The 21330-nt window shown below is 61.9% G+C and carries 22 protein-coding genes; 11 read left to right on the top strand and 11 right to left on the bottom strand.

What is annotated here, in order from left to right:
- Nucleotides 1–70 precede the first annotated feature (70 nt).
- Both BUC08_RS15785 and BUC08_RS15780 read right to left on the bottom strand, forming a co-directional pair.
- Nucleotides 71–400 (bottom strand): hypothetical protein, encoded by a 330-nt coding sequence (locus tag BUC08_RS15785; RefSeq protein WP_037925741.1) that lies wholly within the window; start codon nt 398–400, stop codon nt 71–73.
- A gap of 103 nt (nt 401–503) precedes the next feature.
- Entirely contained in the window at nt 504–1748 is a 1245-nt protein-coding gene (locus BUC08_RS15780) for a sarcosine oxidase subunit beta family protein (RefSeq protein WP_037925743.1), read from the bottom strand.
- A 211-nt stretch (nt 1749–1959) separates the two neighbouring features.
- Here BUC08_RS15780 and ccmI point away from each other — a divergent pair, with 211 nt between their 5' ends.
- From ccmI to BUC08_RS15760, 4 genes are all read left to right on the top strand, one after another.
- The gene (gene ccmI, locus BUC08_RS15775; RefSeq protein ID WP_037925744.1) at nt 1960–3195 is read left to right on the top strand and encodes a c-type cytochrome biogenesis protein CcmI; all 1236 of its coding nucleotides are present in this window, start codon (nt 1960–1962) and stop codon (nt 3193–3195) included.
- Complete coding sequence (gene ruvX, locus BUC08_RS15770; protein ID WP_037925747.1) at nt 3192–3668, top strand: Holliday junction resolvase RuvX; 477 nt, start codon at nt 3192–3194, stop codon at nt 3666–3668. The genes ccmI and ruvX overlap by 4 nt, the downstream gene beginning before the upstream one ends.
- Before the next feature lie 9 nt (nt 3669–3677).
- On the top strand, nt 3678–3911 hold the full coding sequence (locus BUC08_RS15765; RefSeq protein ID WP_037925749.1) for a DUF1289 domain-containing protein: 234 nt from the start codon (nt 3678–3680) through the stop codon (nt 3909–3911).
- Between the two features lie 108 nt (nt 3912–4019).
- Nucleotides 4020–4439: a PACE efflux transporter gene (locus BUC08_RS15760; protein ID WP_037926317.1), complete on the top strand. Its 420-nt coding sequence runs from the start codon at nt 4020–4022 to the stop codon at nt 4437–4439.
- 52 nt (nt 4440–4491) lie between these two features.
- On the opposite strand, the gene BUC08_RS15755 is transcribed toward BUC08_RS15760, so the two are convergent.
- Nucleotides 4492–5313: a sulfite exporter TauE/SafE family protein gene (locus BUC08_RS15755; protein WP_037925751.1), complete on the bottom strand. Its 822-nt coding sequence runs from the start codon at nt 5311–5313 to the stop codon at nt 4492–4494.
- Between the two features lie 157 nt (nt 5314–5470).
- On the opposite strand from BUC08_RS15755, the gene BUC08_RS15750 reads away from it, so the two are divergent.
- Nucleotides 5471–6649, top strand: a complete 1179-nt coding sequence (locus tag BUC08_RS15750) for a multidrug effflux MFS transporter (protein WP_037925753.1) — start codon at nt 5471–5473, stop codon at nt 6647–6649.
- Nucleotides 6650–6668: 19 nt separating this feature from the next.
- Here BUC08_RS15750 and dusA read toward each other — a convergent pair whose 3' ends face one another.
- Entirely contained in the window at nt 6669–7676 is a 1008-nt protein-coding gene (gene dusA / locus BUC08_RS15745) for a tRNA dihydrouridine(20/20a) synthase DusA (RefSeq protein WP_037925755.1), read from the bottom strand.
- Between the two features lie 276 nt (nt 7677–7952).
- Here dusA and BUC08_RS15740 point away from each other — a divergent pair, with 276 nt between their 5' ends.
- Complete coding sequence (locus BUC08_RS15740; RefSeq protein ID WP_037925757.1) at nt 7953–8300, top strand: hypothetical protein; 348 nt, start codon at nt 7953–7955, stop codon at nt 8298–8300.
- Between the two features lie 99 nt (nt 8301–8399).
- On the opposite strand, the gene BUC08_RS15735 is transcribed toward BUC08_RS15740, so the two are convergent.
- The 3 genes from BUC08_RS15735 to BUC08_RS15725 all read right to left on the bottom strand — a co-directional run bounded on the left by BUC08_RS15735 (nt 8400) and on the right by BUC08_RS15725 (nt 11600).
- Complete coding sequence (locus BUC08_RS15735) at nt 8400–9800, bottom strand: TRAP transporter large permease (RefSeq protein WP_037925759.1); 1401 nt, start codon at nt 9798–9800, stop codon at nt 8400–8402.
- The gene (locus BUC08_RS15730; protein WP_037925761.1) at nt 9800–10426 is read right to left on the bottom strand and encodes a TRAP transporter small permease subunit; all 627 of its coding nucleotides are present in this window, start codon (nt 10424–10426) and stop codon (nt 9800–9802) included. Before BUC08_RS15730 ends, BUC08_RS15735 begins: the two co-directional genes overlap by 1 nt.
- A gap of 154 nt (nt 10427–10580) precedes the next feature.
- Complete coding sequence (locus BUC08_RS15725) at nt 10581–11600, bottom strand: C4-dicarboxylate TRAP transporter substrate-binding protein (protein WP_037925763.1); 1020 nt, start codon at nt 11598–11600, stop codon at nt 10581–10583.
- Nucleotides 11601–12080: 480 nt separating this feature from the next.
- Between BUC08_RS15725 and acs the strand changes: the two genes are divergently transcribed.
- Both acs and BUC08_RS15715 read left to right on the top strand, forming a co-directional pair.
- Nucleotides 12081–14024, top strand: coding sequence for an acetate--CoA ligase (acs, locus tag BUC08_RS15720; protein WP_037925765.1), 1944 nt, complete (start codon nt 12081–12083; stop codon nt 14022–14024).
- Between the two features lie 5 nt (nt 14025–14029).
- On the top strand, nt 14030–14734 hold the full coding sequence (locus BUC08_RS15715; protein WP_037925767.1) for an adenylate kinase: 705 nt from the start codon (nt 14030–14032) through the stop codon (nt 14732–14734).
- Between the two features lie 21 nt (nt 14735–14755).
- Here the strand turns inward: BUC08_RS15715 and BUC08_RS15710 are convergent, their stop codons facing one another.
- Both BUC08_RS15710 and BUC08_RS15705 read right to left on the bottom strand, forming a co-directional pair.
- Nucleotides 14756–15376 (bottom strand): YdeI/OmpD-associated family protein, encoded by a 621-nt coding sequence (locus BUC08_RS15710; protein WP_037925770.1) that lies wholly within the window; start codon nt 15374–15376, stop codon nt 14756–14758.
- 226 nt (nt 15377–15602) lie between these two features.
- Entirely contained in the window at nt 15603–16124 is a 522-nt protein-coding gene (locus BUC08_RS15705; RefSeq protein ID WP_037925772.1) for a DUF992 domain-containing protein, read from the bottom strand.
- A 32-nt stretch (nt 16125–16156) separates the two neighbouring features.
- Here BUC08_RS15705 and BUC08_RS15700 point away from each other — a divergent pair, with 32 nt between their 5' ends.
- Nucleotides 16157–16792, top strand: coding sequence for a flavin reductase family protein (locus BUC08_RS15700; RefSeq protein ID WP_318173645.1), 636 nt, complete (start codon nt 16157–16159; stop codon nt 16790–16792).
- Between the two features lie 68 nt (nt 16793–16860).
- Here the strand turns inward: BUC08_RS15700 and BUC08_RS15695 are convergent, their stop codons facing one another.
- The gene (locus tag BUC08_RS15695) at nt 16861–17877 is read right to left on the bottom strand and encodes a Fe(3+) ABC transporter substrate-binding protein (protein ID WP_037925776.1); all 1017 of its coding nucleotides are present in this window, start codon (nt 17875–17877) and stop codon (nt 16861–16863) included.
- A gap of 273 nt (nt 17878–18150) precedes the next feature.
- Between BUC08_RS15695 and edd the strand changes: the two genes are divergently transcribed.
- Both edd and eda read left to right on the top strand, forming a co-directional pair.
- The gene (edd, locus tag BUC08_RS15690) at nt 18151–19956 is read left to right on the top strand and encodes a phosphogluconate dehydratase (protein WP_037925778.1); all 1806 of its coding nucleotides are present in this window, start codon (nt 18151–18153) and stop codon (nt 19954–19956) included.
- 17 nt (nt 19957–19973) lie between these two features.
- Entirely contained in the window at nt 19974–20618 is a 645-nt protein-coding gene (gene eda / locus BUC08_RS15685) for a bifunctional 4-hydroxy-2-oxoglutarate aldolase/2-dehydro-3-deoxy-phosphogluconate aldolase (protein ID WP_174861659.1), read from the top strand.
- Between the two features lie 144 nt (nt 20619–20762).
- On the opposite strand, the gene BUC08_RS15680 is transcribed toward eda, so the two are convergent.
- On the bottom strand, nt 20763–21320 hold the full coding sequence (locus tag BUC08_RS15680) for a DUF6151 family protein (protein ID WP_051694267.1): 558 nt from the start codon (nt 21318–21320) through the stop codon (nt 20763–20765).
- Between the last annotated feature and the right edge of the window lie 10 nt (nt 21321–21330).

Genomic DNA, 21330 nt, shown 5'->3' with positions numbered 1-21330 from the left:
GACAAAGGCGCGCGCATGAATGCGCGCGCCCTTACCAGGATGCGTGTTGAAATCGGCGCCGGAGGCGCGCTTAGTTGCCGGTTGTGGCTTCGTCGGCTGCGTTGCCAACGCTGTCGGCTGCGCCTTCAACGGCGTCGCCTGCGCTTTCGGCAGCACCTTGGATGGCTTGACCTGCGTCATTGGCTGCGTCGCCGGCACCTTCGATGGTGACATTGACATCATTCGCGCCGCTGGACGTGTCGACATCGCCACCGAACATGACATAGGCCAGAACACCGACGACGACGACAAGCGCGCCGACGACAAAGGCGACACCGCCGCTGCCGCCCGAGCGGGTCGTTGTTGTGGTCGAGTGGACAGGCTCATTGGTCGTGGTGCGGGTTGTTTCATATTCGGCCATTGGTCGTCTCCTTGCTTGATCAACGTTGCAAGGAGAACGTGGGTACGTTTGATTTGGTTCCTGAGCCGCAGATCGCAGCGGCGAGAATCTGCCAAAGCTGCCATCAGTGGGCCACCCCGGCGGCGACGCTTTCGTCGATGAACTTGCCTTCGCGGAAGCGGTGCATGGAGAATTCATCGGTCAGGGGCGATTGTCCCTTGGCCATAAGCTCGGCCATGGCCCAGCCGGACCCGGGGATCGCCTTGAACCCGCCGGTGCCCCAGCCACAGTTGATAAACATCCCCTCGACGGGTGTTTTCGACAGGATCGGCGAGCGGTCGCCCGTCACGTCCACGATACCGCCCCACTGGCGCAGCATCTTGAGGCGCGACACCATCGGAAAGGTTTCGATCAGCGCGCGGACGGTTTCTTCGATATGGTGGAAGCTGCCGCGCTGGGTGTAATTGTTGTAGCCGTCGGTGCCGCCACCGATGACCATCTCGCCCTTGTCCGATTGCGACATATAGCCGTGCACGGTGTTGGCCATCACGACCACGTCCATGCAGGGTTTGATCGGCTCGGACACAAGCGCCTGCAAGGCCACGGATTCGATGGGAAGCCGGAAACCAGCCATATCGCACAGGTGCCCCGAATGGCCCGCAACGACGCCACCCAGTTTGTCACAATTGATAGGCCCGCGCGTGGTGTCAACGCCGGTGACCTTGCCGCCTTCGGTGCGCACGGCGGTCACTTCGCATTGCTGAATCACGTCCATGCCCATGTCGGAACAGGCCCGCGCATAGCCCCAGGCCACCGCATCGTGCCGCGCGGTGCCGCCGCGGGCCTGATAGAGGCCGCCCAGAACCGGATAACGCGGCCCGTCGATGTTGATGATCGGAACCAGTTCCTTGACCCGCTCGGGGCTGATGAACTCGGTCGAGACCCCTTGCAGCGCGTTGGCATGTGCCGTGCGCTGATAGCCGCGCACCTCGTGATGGGTCTGCGCCAACATGATCAGACCGCGCGGGCTGAACATGACGTTATAGTTCAGGTCCTGGCTCATGGTCTCGTACAGGCTGCGCGACTTCTCGTAGATCGCTGCCGACGGGTCTTGCAGATAGTTCGACCGGATGATCGTGGTGTTTCGGCCTGTGTTGCCGCCACCGAGCCAGCCTTTTTCAAGGATCGCCACGTTGGTGATGCCAAAGTTCTTGCCCAGGTAATAGGCTGTGGCCAGCCCATGTCCGCCTGCGCCGACGATAATGACGTCGTATTTAGGTTTCGGTTGCGCATCGCGCCAGGCGCGGTTCCAACCGGTGTGGTGGCGCATGGCCTCGCGGGCAATGGCAAAGGCTGAATAACGTTTCATGGGCACGGTCCTGACAGGATTCGGGGCTAGGCAATCGGCTGGTTCTGTATTGGTTGAGACTGCGATTTGAAAGGATACTCACGGCGGCACTTTTTAACAGGTTTGCGACACCTGCGAAAATTGCTGTCGCCACAGACGGGGCGCGGCCTTTTGCCCCTTTTTATGGCAGGCCGGCTTGGGTACACCCCAAGGGGCAACAAAGAAGGCTGATATGGACATCTGGGGTTTCGGGATCATCGCGGCGGGGCTGGCACTTGTGGTGTCGGCGTTGCTGGCGGCTGCATTGCGCGCAGGCCGCGCACAGGCACAATCGGCGGCCTCTTATGACGTGCAAATCTACCGCGATCAGCTGGCAGAAGTCGAACGCGATCTGGCCCGTGGCACGATCGACGCCGAGGATGCCGCGCGGGTGCGCACCGAAGTGTCGCGTCGTATTCTGGCCGCAGATGCCGATGCGCGGCTGCCCGATGATGCCAAGGCAGGTCGCGGCAGCGTCGGCCTGGCGCTGGGACTGGGTGCGCTTTTGCTGGTAGGCAGTGGCATGCTGTACTGGAAGCTTGGCGCGCCCGGCTATGGCGACCTGAGCCTGAAATCGAGGATCGAGATGGCGGCAGAGCGCCGCGCGGACCGCCCCACGCAGGAACAGGCCGAAGCGGCACAGCCCCCGGCGCCCCAGACGCAAGAGAACAACGCCGAATACGCCGCACTGATCGAACAGCTGCGCGCGGCGGTTGCAGGGCGTCCTGACGATTTGCAAGGTCACATCCTTCTGGCCCAGACCGAGGCGCGGTTGGGCAACTATGGTCTCGCCGCCGATGCGCAGGCGGCTGTGGTTCGGCTGAAAGGCGACGACGCCAGTGTCGCTGATCTGACCACATTGGCGGAATTGCTGATCTATGCGGCGGGCGGCTATGTCTCGCCAAGCGCCGAGGATGCGCTGCGCCGGGCGCTGAACATTGACGATACGGACGGATCGGCGCGGTTTTACTGGGGTGAAATGCTGATTCAGACCGGGCGGCCCGATCTGGGCTTTCGCGTTTGGGACGGTCTCTTGCGTGCAGGCCCGCAGGACGCGCCCTGGATGGCCCCGATCCGTGCGCGCATTCCCGAACTGGCCGAAATCGCCGGTGTGAACGGCTATACCCCGCCGCAGCCCGCAGAGGCCGACCAGCGCGGCCCCAGCCAGCAGGATATGGACAACGCCGCCGCCATGACACCACAAGAGCGGATGCAGATGATCGAGGGCATGGTATCGTCGCTGTCCGACCGGCTGGCAACCGAGGGCGGTCCGGCAACCGAATGGGCGCGCTTGATCACGGCGCTGTCGGTTCTGGGTCGGCTTGACGACGCCCGCGCGGTCCTGGTGGACGCCCGCGCCACCTTTGCCGGCGATCCCGCCGCGCTGGACGCGTTGACCGGTGCGGCAGAACAGGCAGGTTTGGAATGATATACGACGACACCGCCGACTTTCTGGCCGCCCTGCCCCCGATGCGGTCGCTGATCGGACTGGACCTGGGCGACAAGACCATTGGCGTGGCGGTTTCCGACACGTTCTGGTCCGTGGCTTCACCGTTGGAAACCGTGCGGCGCAAGAAATTCGGTCTGGACGCCGCCCGCCTGCAAGAGATCATCGCCCACCGTTCGGTCGGCGGTATCGTTCTGGGCCTGCCGCGCAACATGGACGGCTCGGAAGGGCCGCGCTGTCAGTCGACCCGCGCCTTTGCCCGCAATTTCGAAAAGCTGTGGGATGGCCCTGTGACGTTCTGGGACGAACGCCTGTCCACCGTCGCCGCCGAGCGTGCACTGCTTGAGGCGGATACGACACGCAAGCGTCGCTCGGAGGTGATCGACCACGTGGCGGCCGCCTATATTCTCCAAGGACTGCTGGACCGTTTGCGCGTATTGCGCGCGGCAAGCTGAGGACACCCCATGACCGAACCTGTCTGGACCCGGAACGAGATCGAAAGCCCCTGCGTGCGCATCTGCGTGGTGCACCCCGAGACACGCCTGTGCACGGGCTGTGCACGCTCCATCGACGAAATCGGCCGCTGGTCGCGGATGACCCCCGAGGAACGCGCGGCGATCATGGCCGAATTGCCGAACCGGAAGGTTGCGCCGAAAGGACGGCGCGGGGGCCGTGCGGCACGGTTGAATCGGCAATAGCCTCGGGCTTGATTTCGATCCCGTGTTTGCATAGGTAACACGCAGCGAGGACGACCTCCCCCATCGGGAAAATATCCGGGACGACCCGGCCTTCAGATGGAGAAGATCATGCGCACCACCCCCGACCGTATTCGCCACGCACTGAGCTTTGAAGTGATCGGCCTTTTGCTGGTCGTTCCCCTGGGCGCGATTGGCTTTGGCATGGACGCCCAACATATCGGCGTTATTGCCATTCTTGCCGCGTCCATGGCGACCCTATGGAACTACGTCTATAACCTGCTGTTCGACCGCGCCCTGAAACGCCTGCGGGGCAGTGTGCACAAGACCGTTTTCATACGGATCGTCCATGCGCTGATGTTCGAGCTGGGCTTGCTGCTGGTCACACTTCCGATGATAGCACTCTACCTGGATATCGGACTGTGGCAGGCGCTGGTCATGGACGTTGCCTTTGTCGTGTTTTACCTGGTCTATGCCTTTGTCTTCAATTGGGCCTACGACCAGGTCTTTCCGCTGCCTGAAACGGCCTGACCGCAGCAGGCCGGGCGGATCTTGCGCGATTTCCGCCCTGCCTTTGCAGGTCTCAGTATCCCAAAGCTTTGCGCAGCATGTTCAGCGCGACCAGCACCAGAAATACGGCAAACACGCGCTTCAGCGGCTTGGGGTCCATCGCATGGGCCAGCTTCACACCCCAGGGCGCGGTGATCAGCGTCATGGCGATGACGATGCCAAAGGCCACAAAGTTCACCGCGCCGACGGTCAGCGGTGGCACAGGCATGGTCATGTCGACAAACAGGAAGCCGATCACCGATGGCACCGCGATCAGCAGGCCAAAGCCCGCAGCAGTTGCCACCGCGCGGTGGATCGGTACGTTGTGCAGGCTCATCAGCGGCACGCCGAAACTGCCGCCGCCGATGCCCATCAACACTGACAAGAAGCCCACCGAAGGCGAATATGCCCAACGTTTTGGTCCTTTGGGCATCTCCTCGCCCAGCCGCCAGTGAGCGCGGCCAAAGCCCATGTAAAGCCCGACGACCAGCGCCAAAAAGCCAAATATCCCCTGCAGGGTCGATGACCGCAGCTGCGACACGGCCAGCATTCCCAGAACCGCGCCGATCACGATTCCCGGCGCCCAGCCGCGCAGGATCGTCCAGTCGACGGCGCCTTTCTTGTTGTGGCTGTGGACCGACCGCAGCGAGGTGACGATGATCGTCGCCAGCGACGTGGCCAGACACATCTGCATCAATTGCGGTCCGTCATAGCCAAGTGTATGAAATGCATAAAAGAATGCAGGCACCAAAACGATGCCCCCGCCGACGCCCAGGAGGCCTGCTAGAACGCCCGCAAAGGCCCCAATGATCATCAGCATGATCAGCATTTCCAGCAAAAGCGTGGTATCAGGCATCTTGTCAGTCCCATTTGGTGTGTGTGCGCACAGGTAAATCGCAGCTGGCGCGCAGCCACAAGTTCAAAGCCTGCCTTGGCAATCAGAAAACACGGGCGTATGTCCATGCTGCAATGCGGCAGGGCCGCGCGAAACCCATTCACTGACGGAGAGACCGATGTTGCGCATCGCACTTGTACTGGGACTGTTGGTCATGATCGGGCCGTTCGCGATCGATATGTATCTGCCCGCAATGCCCAATATCGCTGCCGATTTCGGTGTCGACGAACCTGCGGTCCAGATGACTTTGACCGCGTATTTCCTGTCGCTGGGCGTGGCGCAGCTGGTCTATGGACCGCTGTCAGACCAGACGGGCCGCCGTCTGCCGGTGTTTTTGGGGCTCGGCGTGTTCTTTATCGGGTCGGTCGGCGCCACGTTGGCCGGGTCGGTCGAGGCGCTGGCCGGATGGCGTGCCGTGCAGGGTCTGGGCGGGGCTGCGATGATGGTCATGCCCCGCGCCATCGTGCGCGACCTGCACACCGGGAACGAGGCCACGCGGCTGATGGCGATGGTCATGCTGGTGATGTCTGTCTCGCCCATGCTGGCGCCGCTGGCGGGCAGCCTGGTGATCTCGCTTGGATCGTGGCGCGCAGTTTTTGCGGTGCTGGCCTGTGCTGCGGCAATTGCCGCCGTGGTGATGGGCGTATCGCTGGGTGAAACCCTTGCAGTCGAAAAACGCACGCCGGTTCGGATAAAGACCCTGCTCCAGAACGCTGGCATCCTGTTTCGGGATCGCGGGTTCATGGGACTGACGATGATCGGCGGCTTTGGCATGGCCAGCTTCTTTGTGTTCATCGCCTCTGCACCCTTTGTATATGTACAGGAATTCGGCCTGACGCCGACGCAATTCTCACTGGCCTTCGCGGTCAACGCCATCGGCTTCTTCTCGGCCTCGCAGATGGCCGCACCCTTGGGCGAACGGTTTGGGATGCGCCCGCTGGTGCGGATGGGTGTGACCGGGTTCACGTTCTTTGTGTTGCTGTTGTTGCTGGTCGTGGCCTCGGGCTTTGAGAATCTGCCCGTTGTGATCGCCGGATTGTTCTGCGCCAACGCCTGCCTGGGCGTGGTGATCCCCACAACGATGGTGCTGGCGCTGGATGCACATGGCGAGCGCGCGGGGCTGGCGTCGTCGCTGGGCGGCACCTTGCAGATGCTCGCAGGCGGGCTGATGATTGCAGCCGCGGGGCCGTTCTTTGACGGTACGGTCCTGCCGATGCTGGCGGCGATTGCGATATGTGGCGTGGTGGCGATGAGCTTTACCCTGTTCACCCTGCCCCGACGCGTGCGCGCGACGTAAGCTCGTTCCTGAGATCCGCTCAGGCGCTTTGCGCCTGGGCTGCCTGGGTGATGTGAGTCAGCGCCTGTTCCACCAGTTCCGGCCCCGCCCCGTCACGATGCGCCCCCTCGGACAGCGCCCGCCGCCAGCCACGCGCACCGGGACGACCCGCGAACAGGCCCAGCATATGGCGGGTGACCTGATGCAGGCGGCCCCCTTCGGTCAGATGCGCCTCGATGTAGGGCAGCATTCCTGCAACGGCCTGTTCAGCTGAAGTATCGGTGCCGGTGCCGTATATCCGCCGGTCTGCCGTGCTCAGAATATCCGACGGCTGGTGATAGGCCGCACGGCCCACCATGACCCCGTCCAAACCCCCGTCAAGGAATTCAACCGCCTGCTCCAGCGACGTGATCCCGCCATTGACCGAGATGTGCAGATTGGGAAACAGCCCCTTCATCTGACGCACCAGATCATAGTCCAGCGGAGGAATGTCGCGGTTCTCCTTGGGGCTGAGCCCTTGCAACCACGCCTTGCGCGCATGGATCGCGACACGTTCGACGCCTGCCCCCACCATCTGTGACAGGAATTCAGGCAGCACGTCGGCGGGGTTTTGTTCGTCAACACCGATGCGGCATTTTACCGTCACCTCGATGTCCACCGCGTCCTGCATGGCCCGCACACAGTCGGCCACCAGCGCAGGCTGGCGCATCAGCACCGCCCCGAAAGTGCCCGATTGCACACGGTCCGATGGGCAACCGACGTTCAGGTTGATCTCGTCATACCCCGCGGCCGCCCCGATCCGCGCCGCCTGGGCCAGTTCCGTGGGATCAGACCCACCCAGCTGCAACGCCACGGGATGCTCGTCCCCATGATGGTCCAGCAAATGCAAAGCCCCGCCCCGCACCAATGCGGGGGACGTGACCATTTCGGTATAGAGCAACACATGCGCCGACAGCAGACGGTGCAGATAGCGGCAATGGCGATCGGTCCAGTCCATCATGGGGGCTACGGACAGTTTCGCGGCCCTTGCGGCTGACGTATGGGTCATCTCTTCGGTCTCCTGACCTTCGCAAACAGCAGATACGGCCATTTCAGGCGATCGTATGCGCCTGCCCGTGGGCAGACCAGCCCCCCATAAAGTGAAGCGCGCAGGGCTTCAAACCGGATCTGTGCTACCTGCCCGTCGGCACAAGCGCATGACTCCCCTGCCACTGCCGTGCTAGACAGTTCAGATACCCCGCCACTCCGGCCATTGGCAATGGAGCCCGGGCAATGCGCCGCCGGATTGCGGCGACTATCATTTTCAATCGAAAAGAGACATTGCATGACCATCGAAGCCACCCTGTGGGACCAGGAAGAACGGTTCTGGACCCAAGGCGCGGACAGCGCACGTAACATGTCGGCCAAAAACGCGGTCTTTGTATTCCCCTACCCCACGGGCATCCTCAGCGGCGATGCGCTGTGGCGCGAGGCGGATGTGGCGCAGCGTTGGCGCTCGGTCGTCATGAGTGAACAGGTCCTGTCTGTTGAGGGGAATATCGCCGTGCTGGCCTACCGCGTCTCGGCGGAACGCGGCGACATACCGCTGTACGAGGCGTTGTGTACCTCGACCTATCTCAAGGACGACACGAAATGGCTGCGCCTGACACACCAACAGACGCCAACGTCGTGACACAGGCTCTGCCGCTGTTCGGTCTGGTGCGATGCGGTGATCCGGAACGAAAAAGGCCCGCAACTTGATGCGGGCCTTTGTTTTCGCTGCAAGCCGGGTCTAGCCCGCCAGGGACGGCAACCACAGCACGATGCTTGGGAAGGCCACCAGCAGGCCGATGGTCACCGCGTCCGCCAGAAAGAACGGTGTGACGCCCCGGAACACGTCCTGCACGGTCAGATCGTCGCGCACGCCGGCCACGACAAAGCAGTTGAGACCGATGGGCGGGGTGATCAGGCAGAATTCGGCCATTTTCACCACCAGAATGCCGAACCAGATCGCGCACATCGGCCCCGACATACCAAAGGCACTGTCCGCGGCGGAAACAAGCTCTCCACCGTTCAGCGCCATCACCGCCGGATAGACCACGGGCAAGGTCAGCAACAGCATGCCGATGGCGTCCATGAACATGCCCAGCACCGCATAGGCCAGCAGAATGCAGATCAGGATCAGCATTGGCGCCATGTCCAGCGAGGTGATCCAGTCGGCAAAGGCCCCCGGCAGGTCGGCAAAGCCCAGAAACCGCACATAGATCAGCACGCCCCAGATGATGGTAAAGATCATCACCGTCAGCTTGGCCGTTTCGATCAGCGCATCCTTGAGCTGGTTCAGGCGCATCCCACGATAGAGCGCCATCAGGAACACGATGAACGCCCCCACGGCCCCACCTTCGGTCGGGGTGCCCCATGCCTCGCCAAAAGGGTTATAGACGAAAAAGATGATGATCACGACCACCGCCACGATGGGCAAGGCGGGCGGCAGGGATTCAAACCGTTCACGCCATGTGAAACCGCTGACCGGTGGACCGACGTTCTTGAACACCATTGCGATGCCGATAATCAGAACTGCGTAGACCACGGCCGAGAAGGCCCCGGGAATGAACCCGGCCAGCAGCAGCTTGCCAACGTCCTGCTCGACGATGATCGCATAGATCACAAGGATGGCAGAGGGCGGGATCAGCGAGGCCAGCGTACCCCCCGCAGCGACCACACCCGCCGCGAACTGCTTGTTATATCCGATCTTCAGCATCTCGGGGATGGCGATACGGGCAAAGACCGCCGCCGTGGCCACAGATGCGCCCGACACGGCGGCAAAGCCTGCGGTGGCAAAAACGGTCGAGACCGCCAGCCCTCCGGGAACCCAGGCAATCCAGCGTTTGGCAGCCTCGAACAAGGCGGTCGTCAGCTTGGCATAATAGGCCAGGTAGCCGATCAGGATAAAGGTCGGGATCAGGCTAAGCGCCTGTGAAGACACTTTGGAATGGGGCACCTGCCCCGCAATCTTGACGCTGATTTCCAGCGCCTTGCCAATGCGGTCCGGGTCATAGTCAAAGCCGTTCCAGCGCAGCCAGAAGAGCCCCGCAAAACCCGCCAGACCGGCAGCAAAGGCCACGCGCATCCCCAGAACAACCATCACCAACATGCCGCCAGTGGTCCACAGACCAATTGTAATCGGATCCATCAGTCGTCTCCCAGCGCGTCGGCTTCAAGTTTGGCCTGTTCGGCCACCGTCAGGATCAGCGGCACCGCCACCGGACTTTCCAGCCCCAGCACCAGTGCGCGGGCATATCCCCACGCTTGCAACACAAGCCGCAGCGCCAGCACTGAAAACGCCATCGGAACGATCAGCTTGCTGGGCCACAGCGGCAGGCCGATGTCGATGGAGCTGTCGCGGCTGCAGAATGGCCGTGCGCAATCGAACGAGCGGTCGAAATGCGCCCAGCTGCCCCAGATCAACGCGATGATCAGAACGAGTATGAACAGGACCGAAATCAATTCGAACAGCCACTTGGCTCGTCCTGAAAGCGCGCCGACCAGCATGTCCATGCGGATATGCCCACCGCTGCGCTGCACATAGGACACACCCATGATCGCGATGAAGGGCATCGCGGTTTCGATATAGTCGACATAGCCCATCAGCGGACTGCCAAAGAACTTGCGCCCCAGGACCGACCAGACCGCCAGAAACATCAGCGAAAAGACGGCGATGCCGCTGATCAACGCAAAAAACCACTCAACGGGCACCAAAGCCCTGTCCAGCCTGCTGAGCAAACTGTTGTCTTCCAGAACCGATGACGTTCCTGCCATGTCTGTCCCCTTGTTTTCGAAGTCTTGTGACCGGTGTTCAGACCCGGTTTTGACGCGAGCACATTCAAAGTATGAAAAGCCACCGCAAGACGCCCTGCGGTGGCTTGACGTGTCCTCGTATCAGGGCCACCCGAGGGTGCCCCCCTGCCGTGGATTAGCTGCCCGAAGCCTTGGCATCAGCCAGGGCCTTTTCAGCCAGATCGTACAGTTCCTGACCCGGCAGGCCTTGACCTTCCATGTCCGCGATCCATGCGTCACGGATCGGTCCCGCCGCTTTTTCGCGGAAATCGGCAATGGTCTCGTCGCTGTACATCACTTTTTCCACGCCCTTCTCTTCCAGAACGGTGTCCCAGCGTTTCAGCAGTTCACCATAGTTGGCAAGATAATGGTCGATCGCCTCGGGCACCGAGCTGTCCAGCGCTTCGCGTTCTGCATCGCTCAGGGATTCATATGCGTCGATGTTCACCACAACGGGGCAGTTCACGGTGCCGGGGTTCAGGTTGGCAGTCCACCAGTCGGCCTGATTGATCGTGCCAAAGCTGAGGTGCGCGTGCTGGGCAAAGGCCACAGTGTCCACAACGCCCGATTCCATCGCCTGGTAGGCTTCGGCCGAGGTCACGGAAGTGGGCACGGCGCCGACCAGTTCGAATGCCTCGCCAATGCCGCCAGTGGCGCGTACCCGCATACCGTCGAATTTCGCCAGTGTGTCACGCGGATCGCCCGTACCGACAAGGTTGTACTGCGGCATGGGCGAGGTCATCAGCAGCTTGGCGTTCCATTGCGCCATTTCTTCGATGGCTGCGGGATGCGCATAGACTGCGTTGGACACGGCAACCTCCTGCTCCAGGTTTTCGACACCCAGGAACGGCAGCTCCAGAACGGTGATCACGCGGTTCTTGTCGGGGTGATAACCTGCGCAGAACTGCGCCATCTCGAATGCACCGATGCTGATGCCGTCGAGGTTTTCGCGGTTCTTCGACAGGCCGCCATAGCTGACGTTCATGGTGAATTCGCCGTTGGTCTTTTCCGCAACCAGTTCGGCCAGTTTCTCGACATGTTCGGTAAAGGCGCGACGTTTGCCCCAGACACTGACGTTCCATTCGGTCGCGGCAGCCTCGAGTGCAAAGGTGCATGTCAGCGCGCCTGCGACGGCGCCCAGCGTAAATTTGTTCATGATACTCTCCCTTACGCGAGCCTTGGATGGCCCGCTTGGCGTCAGGGTAACTTGCGTTTCCCATCATGCCAATACCCAGAACCCCCGAGAAACGGACCCCTCGAGGGGGCGCGAAATAATCTTGCGCGATTCTGCTCCACCGCGACACCTGCGGCCATCGGGCACAGGGACTAAGGTCGGATAAGGCCCGGGCGGCCGAAGAATTGAGGCGTTTGCGCAGGTTTTGCCGCCACGTTCATTTGACATGCAATCGCCGGAAACTATGAGAAAAATGGGCGACGTCAGGTATAAATTTACAAAATGTTGGCGGTATCGGAAAAACCTTTACAGTGAAACCGTTATTTTTCCGCAAGTTATTTCCTTCTTTTCACATCGCAGTATTATCACGATCACGTCAGGGAGGATGGAGCGACAGAGCCGATGCGGGCTTGTCAATTGCCCGCCCTAGACCGAAAAAGATCGCCAGGGAGGAAGCCTACGATGACCAGAACCCACGCCCCGCACGCTCACATGGTTGAAAATGCGCATGTAAACGCTGCCGATTATGACAAGATGTATGCCGCATCCGTTGCCGATCCGGCGGCCTTTTGGGGCGAGCACGGCAAGCGCATCGACTGGATCAAACCCTATACGCGGGTCAAGGACGTCTCTTATGACTTTGGCAACGTGTCGATCAAATGGTATGACGACGGCACGCTGAACGTCTCGGCCAACTGCATCGACCGCCACCTTGCGGCGCGCGGCGACCAGACCGCGATTATCTGGGAACCTGACAGCCCTGACGACGACGCGCTGCACATCACCTATCGCGATTTGCACAAGGCCACCTGCAAGATGGCCAACGTGCTGAAAGACATGGGCGTCGAAAAAGGCGACCGGGTGGTGATCTACATGCCGATGATCCCCGAGGCCGCCTATGCCATGCTGGCCTGTGCGCGCATCGGAGCGATCCATTCGATCGTTTTCGCTGGCTTCTCGCCTGACGCGCTGGCCGCCCGTGTAAACGGCTGCGGCGCCAAGGTGGTGATCACCGCCGACCAGGCGCCCCGCGGCGGACGCAACACGCCGCTGAAAACCAACGCGGACAAGGCGCTGGCCAATTGCGATGACAGCGTCAAGACGCTGGTCGTGCGCCGCACCGGTGCCGATGTGCCATGGTCGGACCGCGACCACGACTACAACGCGCTGTCGGCAACGGCCTCGGACACGTGCGAGCCAACTGAAGTCAACGCAGAAGACCCATTGTTCATCCTCTACACCTCGGGTTCCACCGGACAGCCCAAGGGCGTGGTGCACACCACCGGCGGCTATCTGGTCTATGCGGCGATGACGCATCAGATCACCTTCGATTACCATGATGGCGACATCTACTGGTGCACCGCCGATGTGGGCTGGGTCACCGGCCACAGCTATATCGTCTACGGTCCACTGGCCAATGGCGCGACCACGCTGATGTTCGAGGGCGTGCCCACCTATCCTGACGCCAGCCGGTTCTGGCAGATCTGCGAAAAGCACAAGGTTTCGCAATTCTACACCGCCCCCACCGCGATCCGCGCACTGATGGGTCAGGGCGATGAGTTCGTGAAAAAGGCCGACCTGAGCAGCCTGAAGCTGCTGGGTACCGTCGGCGAGCCGATCAACCCCGAAGCGTGGGAATGGTACAACGATGTGGTTGGCGGCGGGCGTTGCCCCATCGTCGACACATGGTGGCAGACCGAAACCGGCGGCCACCTGATGACCCCCCTGCCCGGCGCCCATGAAACCAAACCGGGTGCTGCGCAAAGACCGTTTTTCGGCATTGAACCCGTGGTCCTGGACCCGACCAGCGGCGAAGAGATCGAAGGCAACGGCGTCGAGGGTGTCCTGTGCATCAAGGACAGCTGGCCCGGCCAGATGCGCACTGTCTGGGGTGACCACGAGCGGTTCGAACAGACCTATTTCAGCGACTACAAAGGCTATTACTTTACCGGCGACGGGTGCCGCCGCGATCAGGACGGCGATTACTGGATCACGGGCCGCGTCGATGACGTGATCAACGTATCCGGTCACCGCATGGGCACGGCCGAGGTCGAGAGTGCGCTGGTCGCCCACGACAAGGTCGCCGAAGCGGCGGTTGTCGGCTATCCGCACAACATCAAGGGACAAGGCATCTATTGCTATGTCACCCTGATGAGCGGCGAGGAGCCCTCCGAAGACCTGCGCAAGGAACTGCGCACATGGGTCCGCAACGAGATCGGCCCCATCGCCTCGCCCGACCTGATCCAGTGGGCCCCCGGCCTGCCCAAGACCCGCTCGGGCAAGATCATGCGCCGCATCTTGCGCAAGATCGCCGAGGATGATTTTGGCGCATTGGGCGACACGTCGACACTGGCTGACCCTTCCGTTGTCGATGACCTGATCGCCAACCGCATGAACAAAGGCTGACACGCATGACCGAGAGCAAGACCACCGCAAATGTTGCCACACTCGCGCCTCCCGTGCTGATCCTGCTGGGACCTCCGGGCGCCGGCAAGGGCACGCAGGCGCGGATGCTGGAGAAACGCTATGGGCTGGTGCAGCTCAGCACTGGTGACCTGTTGCGTGCGGCGGTCGCCGAAGGCTCCGAGGCGGGCAAGGCGGCGGACAAGGTGATGAAATCGGGCGGCCTGGTCAGTGACGAGATCGTCATTGCGATCCTGCGCGACCGTCTTGCATCCCCCGACACCGCCAAGGGCGTGATCCTGGACGGCTTTCCCCGCACCACCGTTCAGGCCGAGGCGCTGGACGAATTGCTGGCGGAAAGCGGGCAAAAGATCGACGCTGCCATCAGCCTTGAGGTCGATGACGAGGCCATGGTGCACCGCATCGCAGGCCGCTACACCTGTGGTGAATGCGGCGAAGGGTATCACGACAGCTTCAAGAAACCCAAGGTGGATGGGGTCTGCGATGTCTGCGGCGCCTCGAACATGAAGCGGCGGTCGGACGACAACGCCGAAACAGTGGCCGAACGGCTGGCGGCCTACCACAAGCAGACCGCCCCGCTGATCACCTATTACGAAAAGCGCGGCGCCTTGCAGCGCATCGACGCCATGGGCTCCATTGACGAGATCGCCACGACCGTCAGCCGAGCCGTGGCCGAAGCGACGCGAAAGTAAATCGGGTGCTGCGACAGACCGCTACCGGTCGGTCGCCCCTTTGCCCGCCAAGATCTTGTCCCGAAATCCGGCAATCCGCTTGACGCGGGTTGCCGATTGTTTTGCCGAGGACAGGTTGATGACATAGCTTTTGCGCCGCCCCGGCGTCAGGGCATGGAATGCCTCGGCCAGTTCGGGATCGGAATCCAGCGCCTCGGTCAGTTCCTCGGGTATTTCAAGTTCGCTGTCATCTGGTGGCGCCTTGAGACCTGCAGCCGCATAGCCCATCGCCTCTTTCAGATAGGCTGTGATGACCGGCTCCATTGCCGCCACCTGTTCGTTCGCGGTGAAACGGATCATATGGGCGTGTTTCGTGTTCAGTCCGGCGCGTTCCAGCACGGCCTCGGGGTCTTTCATCAATGCCGCGTTGAAAAAACTCAGCCGGAAGTCACCGCGAAATGCCCCCAGCATGGCGATGTTGCGTCCGGCATGCAGATAGCACGGGTGCGCCCATTTCAGCGCAGGTTCCAACCCCACGTTTCGGCAAAGCCGGTCCAGTTCCTCAAGGCCCTTGCCCCACGGCACAATCGAGCAGTCGGGCGTGTCAAAGCGCGCGCATCGTCCGCACCCTTTGGTGAAAAAGTCATCAAGTTCCGTGATCATCGGGGCGCGGCCTCCTGTCTGCGGCACAGTGATACCGTGGATTTTCGGGAACGCAAAACCCGGATGCAGCGGGCCGCGATACCGTGCCGAAAGCTGTATTCCCGCGTGGGCTGGACCGGTTGTATCCCGGTGGTGATCCAGAGCCGGATGATCCGGGCTGCATCCGCCAAATGCAAAAAAGGCCCGGCAATTGCCGGGCCTTTTCTAAATCGCAAACGCTTTGCGCTTACTGCGCAGGCGCTGACACCAATTCCATCTGGCTGACAGCAAGGGCCAGATTGATGCCTGTCTCGCCCGAGATGCTGAACGGTTGAAGCGCGTAGGTGTCGTCCGAGCCACCCAGCATCGCATTGGCGCCAAGCCCCACACCAGCGGATGCCGAGGCTGTCACACCGCCATAGGTGCCTGCCAGCGCGCCAGTGACATATTCCTGTTCGGTCGGGGCCAGCACGACCCATTTGATCACCGCGCCGTCGCTGCGCCCCAGATCAAGCCCGAACTTCTCGATCGAGCCGGTATAATATTCGGGCGGCAAGGCGTCATTGGCGGGGTTGAACGTGCAGGCCAGTTGCTTGGTCGAACCAAACACGAAACCGCTGCCGCCTTCGACGTTGCAGTCCAGCAAGCCCAGTTCGGCGCGGTCCTTGCCTTGGGCCTGTGCGGCGGTGGACAGGCCAAAGGTGCCTGCGGCAAGGCTGGCGGTCACGGCCAGGGCTGCGGTGATGGTCTTGGGGGTGATATAGGTCATCTTGGTCTCCCGTTCGGTATTTGGTGCGGGGCTTGCCCGCGCTGACAGGACAACGTGTGCACGCCGCGCAATGTTCCGGTGCCGTCGCGGCATCCGGTCCCGGTGCCCCCGCATCTGATCGGATATGGACACCACCGGCGGAACATGGCACCCGTCGTCGGATGAACGCCTACGACCTGATATTTGCCCCCGGACCTGACACCGACGTGCCCTTGCGCCACGCCTTCGGGCGGTTTGGCACGGGGGTTACCGTGATCACCACCCAGTCCGAAATCGGGCCGCTGGGGTTCACCGCCAATTCCTTTTCGTCGGTGTCATTGGCCCCGCCGTTGGTGCTGTGGTCGCTGTCCAACACCTCACGCAGGCACGATGCCTTTGCGCAGGCGCAACACTTCAGCATACACGTGCTGACGGATGCACAAGCCGACATGGCGCTGCATTTCGCCGCGAATGGAGAAGGCTTCGACGCCTATCCGCATGACATAGATGCCCAAGGCGTACCGCTGTTGCATGGGTGTCTTGCGCGTTTTGACTGCACGCATCATGCCTCGCACCCTGCAGGGGATCACAGCATTATCTTGGGGCGCGTGACACAGGTGGCCACCAAGGCAACAGGAGCCGGCCTGGCCTTTGATCAGGGGCAGTACGGGCGCTTTCAACCGTTCTAGCCATCCTATGACATGCAAAATGGCGCGGGCGACCGCGCCATTCGTGTTTTACCGGTCCGGGTGAAAGATCACTTCCAGCCGACTTCGTTAAAGATCTTCTGCGCGGCGGGCACGTTCTCGGCCACGGCGGACAGGTCGACGTCATCCGGCTTGAACATGCCCAGAGCTGCGACCGAAGGGCTGAGGCCCACACCCGGTACGGCGGGGTATTCGTCATTGCCGGCCGAGAAATATTCCTGCGCCTTGTCTGACGCCAGATATTCAAGGAAGGCCACCGCGTTGTCGCGGTTCGGTGCATGGACAGCCACGCCACCCCCCGACAGGTTCATATGCGCGCCTTCGGCGTTCTGCGCGGGGAACACCCAGCCAATGTTGGCAATCGCGTCTTTCTCCAGCCCTTTGACCTCGGTGCGCAGGGCGCGCGCGAAGTAATAGGTGTTGGAAATCGCAATGTCGCATTCGCCGGACACCAGACCGCGCAACTGGTCGGTGTCACCGCCTTGGGGATCGCGGGCAAAGTTGTCGACCATACCCTGTGCCCATGCCTTGGCCTCTTCCTCGCCAAAGTTCTCGATCATCGCGGCCAGCAACGTCTGGGAGTAGACGGCAGTGGAAGACCGGTGGCACACCTGCCCCTTATAGGCCGGATCGGCCAGATCCAGATAGGTTTGCGGTGGATTCGGCACGCGTGTCTTGTCATAAAAGATGATCCGCGCGCGTTGCGAGAAACCGAACCATTCGTTGTCGGCATCCTGGAGGTAACCCGGAATGCGTTTTTCCAGAATGTCGCTGTCCACGGATTGCAGCACGCCCGCATCCTTGGCGCGTTTCAGGCGCGAGGTGTCCACTGTCAGCAACACGTCCGCTGGCGAGTTCTGCCCCTCGGCCTGAATCCGCGCGATCAGCTCGTCGGCGTTGCCTTCGATGCGGTTGATGGTGATGCCAGTGGCCTCGGTAAAGTCGGAATAGAGCCGCTCGTCGGTGTCGTAGTGACGCGAGGAATAAAGGTTCAACTCGCCATCAGCATAGGCCGGAAGTGCCATCAATGTGGCAAAGGCGAGAGAGAGAGGATGGGCGAAACGCATATGGAAACTCCTGTTGCGGCAAATTCTGATTAAAAAAGTCAATTACTGAAATCGCTCCATGCGTCAAGCGACTGGTGCGAGATCGGGCAAGGTGTCGCAGCTTTTTTACACGTTCAGGCACCGGTTCGCGAAACTTGCAGACCTGTGCTATGCTGCTGCAATCCCCCTGCTCTGCGCTCTGCACCGAACAAACTACGGGTTGAAATCAACACCCGTTAGCGCTAACAAAACCAAAACAGCCAATGACACATATCCATGAAGGGAACGCCTGCTATGGCCCTCGCCCCCAAAATTCAGGACGTCACAGCCCGCATCGTCAAACGTTCGGCAGACAGCCGTGCGCAATATCTCGACCGGATGCGCCGCGCCGCCGAGGACGGGCCGCGCCGTGCGCATCTGACCTGCGGCAACCAGGCCCACGCCTTTGCCGCGATGGGCGCGGAAAAGGCCTCGCTGGTCGAAGGTATCAGCCCCAACATCGGCATCGTCACCGCCTATAACGACATGTTGTCGGCGCACCAGCCGTTCCAGCGGTTCCCCGACCTGATCAAGCAAACCGCGCTGGCCAACGGCGGCACGGCGCAGGTGGCGGGCGGCGTACCGGCAATGTGCGACGGCGTGACCCAGGGCCAGACCGGCATGGAGCTGTCGCTGTTCTCGCGCGATGTGATCGCCTTGGCCGCGGGCGTGGCGCTGTCGCACAACACCTTTGACAGCGCGGTCTACTTGGGCGTCTGTGACAAGATCGTGCCGGGGCTGATCATCGCGGCGGCGACATTCGGCTATATCCCGTCGATCTTCCTGCCTGCGGGGCCGATGCCCTCGGGCTTGCCGAACGAGGAGAAATCCAAGGTGCGCCAGTTGCACGCTTCGGGTCAGGTTGGGCGCGACAAGTTGATGGAGGCCGAAATGGCCTCGTATCACGGACCGGGCACCTGCACCTTCTATGGCACCGCCAACTCGAACCAGATGCTGATGGAATTCATGGGCTTGCACCTGCCTGGCGCGTCCTTTGTGAACCCCGACACCGACCTGCGCGACGCGCTGACCCATGCGGGGGCAAAGCGGGCGCTGGAGATCACCAATCTGGGCAACGACTATCGCCCCGTCTGCGATATTCTGGACGAGCGGACATTCGTGAACGGTCTGGTCGGGTTGATGGCCACGGGCGGGTCCACCAATCTGGTGATCCATATCATCGCCATGGCCCGCGCGGCGGGCGTGCAGCTTGATCTGCAGGACCTGGCGGATATTTCCGACGCGACACCGCTGATGGCACGGGTCTATCCCAACGGGCTGGCCGATGTGAACCATTTCCACGCGGCGGGCGGGCTGACCTATATGATCGGCGAGTTGCTGGACGCAGGCCTGCTGCACCCTGACACTGTGACAGTGATGGGCAACGGGCTTCAGGACTACACACAGGAGCCAAAGCTGATCGACGGAGAGGTACGCTGGCAGGATGCCCCGCGCCAAAGCCAGAACGACCGTATCCTGCGCCCCGCCAGCGACCCGTTCGCACCGCAAGGCGGGCTGAAGCAACTCAACGGCAATCTGGGCCGTGGCGTGATCAAGATTTCCGCCGTGGCAGATGAACACCAGTTGGTCGAGGCCCCTGCCCGCGTGTTCCACGACCAGGAAGAGGTCAAAGCCGCGTTCAAGGCAGGCACATTGACAGACGACTGCGTGATCGTGGTCCGGTTCCAGGGTCCAAAGGCCAACGGTATGCCGGAACTGCACGCGCTGAACCCGCTGATGGCGGTGATGCAGGGACGCGGGCAAAAGGTGGCGTTGGTCACCGATGGGCGCATGTCCGGCGCGTCGGGCAAGACCCCCGCCGCAATCCACGTCAGCCCCGAGGCCTTGGACGGCGGGCTGATCGCCAAAGTGCGCGACGGGGACATGATCCGACTGGACGCCAAGGCAGGCACGTTGCAGGTTCTGGCGGAAGGAATCGAAGACCGCGCCCCCGCAACGGCAGACCTCAGTGGCAACACAAACGGCGTGGGCCGCGAGTTGTTTGCCATGTTCCGTGCCAACGTGGGCGGGGCCGACACCGGCGCTGCCGTGGTCGTTTAAGGCTTAACAGGAGAGACATGATGACCCCCCAAGACGCCAGCGCCGCCGCCCTGCGCATTGCACAGATGGCCCCGATCATCCCGGTTCTGGTGGTCGATGACGCCACCCACGCCGCACCGCTGGCCCGCGCCCTTGTGGCGGGCGGCTTGCCCGCGCTCGAGGTTACACTGCGCACCCCTGCGGCGCTTGAGGTGATCCGTGAGATGGCAGGCGTCGCTGGCGGCGTCGTAGGTGCGGGCACCTTGCTGACCCCCGCAGATGTGAAAGCCGCCAAGGATGCAGGCGCGCAATTCGGCGTATCACCGGGTGCCACCGACCGTTTGCTGGACGCCTGCGAAGAGGCTGACCTGCCGCTGCTGCCCGGAGCGGCAACCGCCTCGGAGGCGATGCGCCTGCTGGAGCGCGGCTATACGATGCTCAAGTTCTTTCCCGCCGAAGCCTCGGGCGGGGCGGCCGCGATCAAGGCCATCGGCGCGCCCATCCCGCAAGTGATGTTCTGCCCGACGGGCGGTGTCAGCCCTGCCAACGCTGCCGACTACCTGAGCCTGACAAATGTGGTCTGTGCAGGCGGATCTTGGGTTGCACCCAAGGATATGGTTCTGGCCGGGGACTGGGACGGAATTACCGAACTGGCGCGCGCAGCGTCGCAATTGAAGGGCTGACCACGCGGGGGCTGCGATCGGGGTGCGAGACACCACAACCAGGGCCCAGCAGTGCCAAGCCACAATCCAAGCCTTTCGGACCCGACCCCGACCTTGGGTCCGGTTTAGGGCAGTGTCGGGTGATCAGGACGAGGCCGTCGCGCCTCAGAGCAGCCGGGGCTGGACGGTCGGCTCCCATCCCTCTTTAAAAAAGGGCGAGGGCTTCTGCTTGCCTCGAACGAAGCCCCGGATCAGGAAGGGCATCACCTTCAGCGCATCCTTCAACCCAAGTTTCCCGGAGATCTCGAAGGGCGGTTCGCCGGTGGCGTCGCGCCCATATATCCGGCTGCGCACAGAACCCAGACGCTCCAGACACTCAGGATCATCGCCAGCACGATAGGCATTATGCAGGATACCAAACCAAGGGAACTTGGCCTGTATGTTCCCCACAGGCGAATTGCAGCACCCTGTCGACCAGCGAAACAGCCCCTCCGGGCTGAGCCGGTTGCAGACAAGGTGCTCTTTGCCCTGCGTAACGCGGATTTCGCTTGGGTAGACCGGGATGATTTCGGTGCCACCGAATGCGTCGAGCAGTTCCGCGCGTCCGAGCTTTTTCAGATAGAGCTGACAATCCGAACAGTAACACATCAAGCGGCCAGGCGTATGCGCGGGGAAATGCGTAAGCTCTGCCTTGAAGGCCCCACAATCGCAACTGATGTACATCAAAACGCGC

Source organism: Pseudosulfitobacter pseudonitzschiae, assembly GCF_900129395.1.
GTDB lineage: Bacteria > Pseudomonadota > Alphaproteobacteria > Rhodobacterales > Rhodobacteraceae > Pseudosulfitobacter > Pseudosulfitobacter pseudonitzschiae.
Note: the sequence above shows the minus strand (reverse complement) of the source record. Positions and strands in the feature narration are given on the sequence as shown.

Coding starts and splice junctions, on each gene's coding strand:
- BUC08_RS15785 (WP_037925741.1), bottom strand. CDS start 400: ATGGCCGAATATGAAACAACCCGCACCACGACCAATGAGCCTGTCCAC.
- BUC08_RS15780 (WP_037925743.1), bottom strand. CDS start 1,748: ATGAAACGTTATTCAGCCTTTGCCATTGCCCGCGAGGCCATGCGCCAC.
- ccmI (WP_037925744.1), top strand. CDS start 1,960: ATGGACATCTGGGGTTTCGGGATCATCGCGGCGGGGCTGGCACTTGTG.
- ruvX (WP_037925747.1), top strand. CDS start 3,192: ATGATATACGACGACACCGCCGACTTTCTGGCCGCCCTGCCCCCGATG.
- BUC08_RS15765 (WP_037925749.1), top strand. CDS start 3,678: ATGACCGAACCTGTCTGGACCCGGAACGAGATCGAAAGCCCCTGCGTG.
- BUC08_RS15760 (WP_037926317.1), top strand. CDS start 4,020: ATGCGCACCACCCCCGACCGTATTCGCCACGCACTGAGCTTTGAAGTG.
- BUC08_RS15755 (WP_037925751.1), bottom strand. CDS start 5,313: ATGCCTGATACCACGCTTTTGCTGGAAATGCTGATCATGCTGATGATC.
- BUC08_RS15750 (WP_037925753.1), top strand. CDS start 5,471: ATGTTGCGCATCGCACTTGTACTGGGACTGTTGGTCATGATCGGGCCG.
- dusA (WP_037925755.1), bottom strand. CDS start 7,676: ATGACCCATACGTCAGCCGCAAGGGCCGCGAAACTGTCCGTAGCCCCC.
- BUC08_RS15740 (WP_037925757.1), top strand. CDS start 7,953: ATGACCATCGAAGCCACCCTGTGGGACCAGGAAGAACGGTTCTGGACC.
- BUC08_RS15735 (WP_037925759.1), bottom strand. CDS start 9,800: ATGGATCCGATTACAATTGGTCTGTGGACCACTGGCGGCATGTTGGTG.
- BUC08_RS15730 (WP_037925761.1), bottom strand. CDS start 10,426: ATGGCAGGAACGTCATCGGTTCTGGAAGACAACAGTTTGCTCAGCAGG.
- BUC08_RS15725 (WP_037925763.1), bottom strand. CDS start 11,600: ATGAACAAATTTACGCTGGGCGCCGTCGCAGGCGCGCTGACATGCACC.
- acs (WP_037925765.1), top strand. CDS start 12,081: ATGACCAGAACCCACGCCCCGCACGCTCACATGGTTGAAAATGCGCAT.
- BUC08_RS15715 (WP_037925767.1), top strand. CDS start 14,030: ATGACCGAGAGCAAGACCACCGCAAATGTTGCCACACTCGCGCCTCCC.
- BUC08_RS15710 (WP_037925770.1), bottom strand. CDS start 15,376: ATGATCACGGAACTTGATGACTTTTTCACCAAAGGGTGCGGACGATGC.
- BUC08_RS15705 (WP_037925772.1), bottom strand. CDS start 16,124: ATGACCTATATCACCCCCAAGACCATCACCGCAGCCCTGGCCGTGACC.
- BUC08_RS15695 (WP_037925776.1), bottom strand. CDS start 17,877: ATGCGTTTCGCCCATCCTCTCTCTCTCGCCTTTGCCACATTGATGGCA.
- edd (WP_037925778.1), top strand. CDS start 18,151: ATGGCCCTCGCCCCCAAAATTCAGGACGTCACAGCCCGCATCGTCAAA.
- eda (WP_174861659.1), top strand. CDS start 19,974: ATGATGACCCCCCAAGACGCCAGCGCCGCCGCCCTGCGCATTGCACAG.
- BUC08_RS15680 (WP_051694267.1), bottom strand. CDS start 21,320: ATGTACATCAGTTGCGATTGTGGGGCCTTCAAGGCAGAGCTTACGCAT.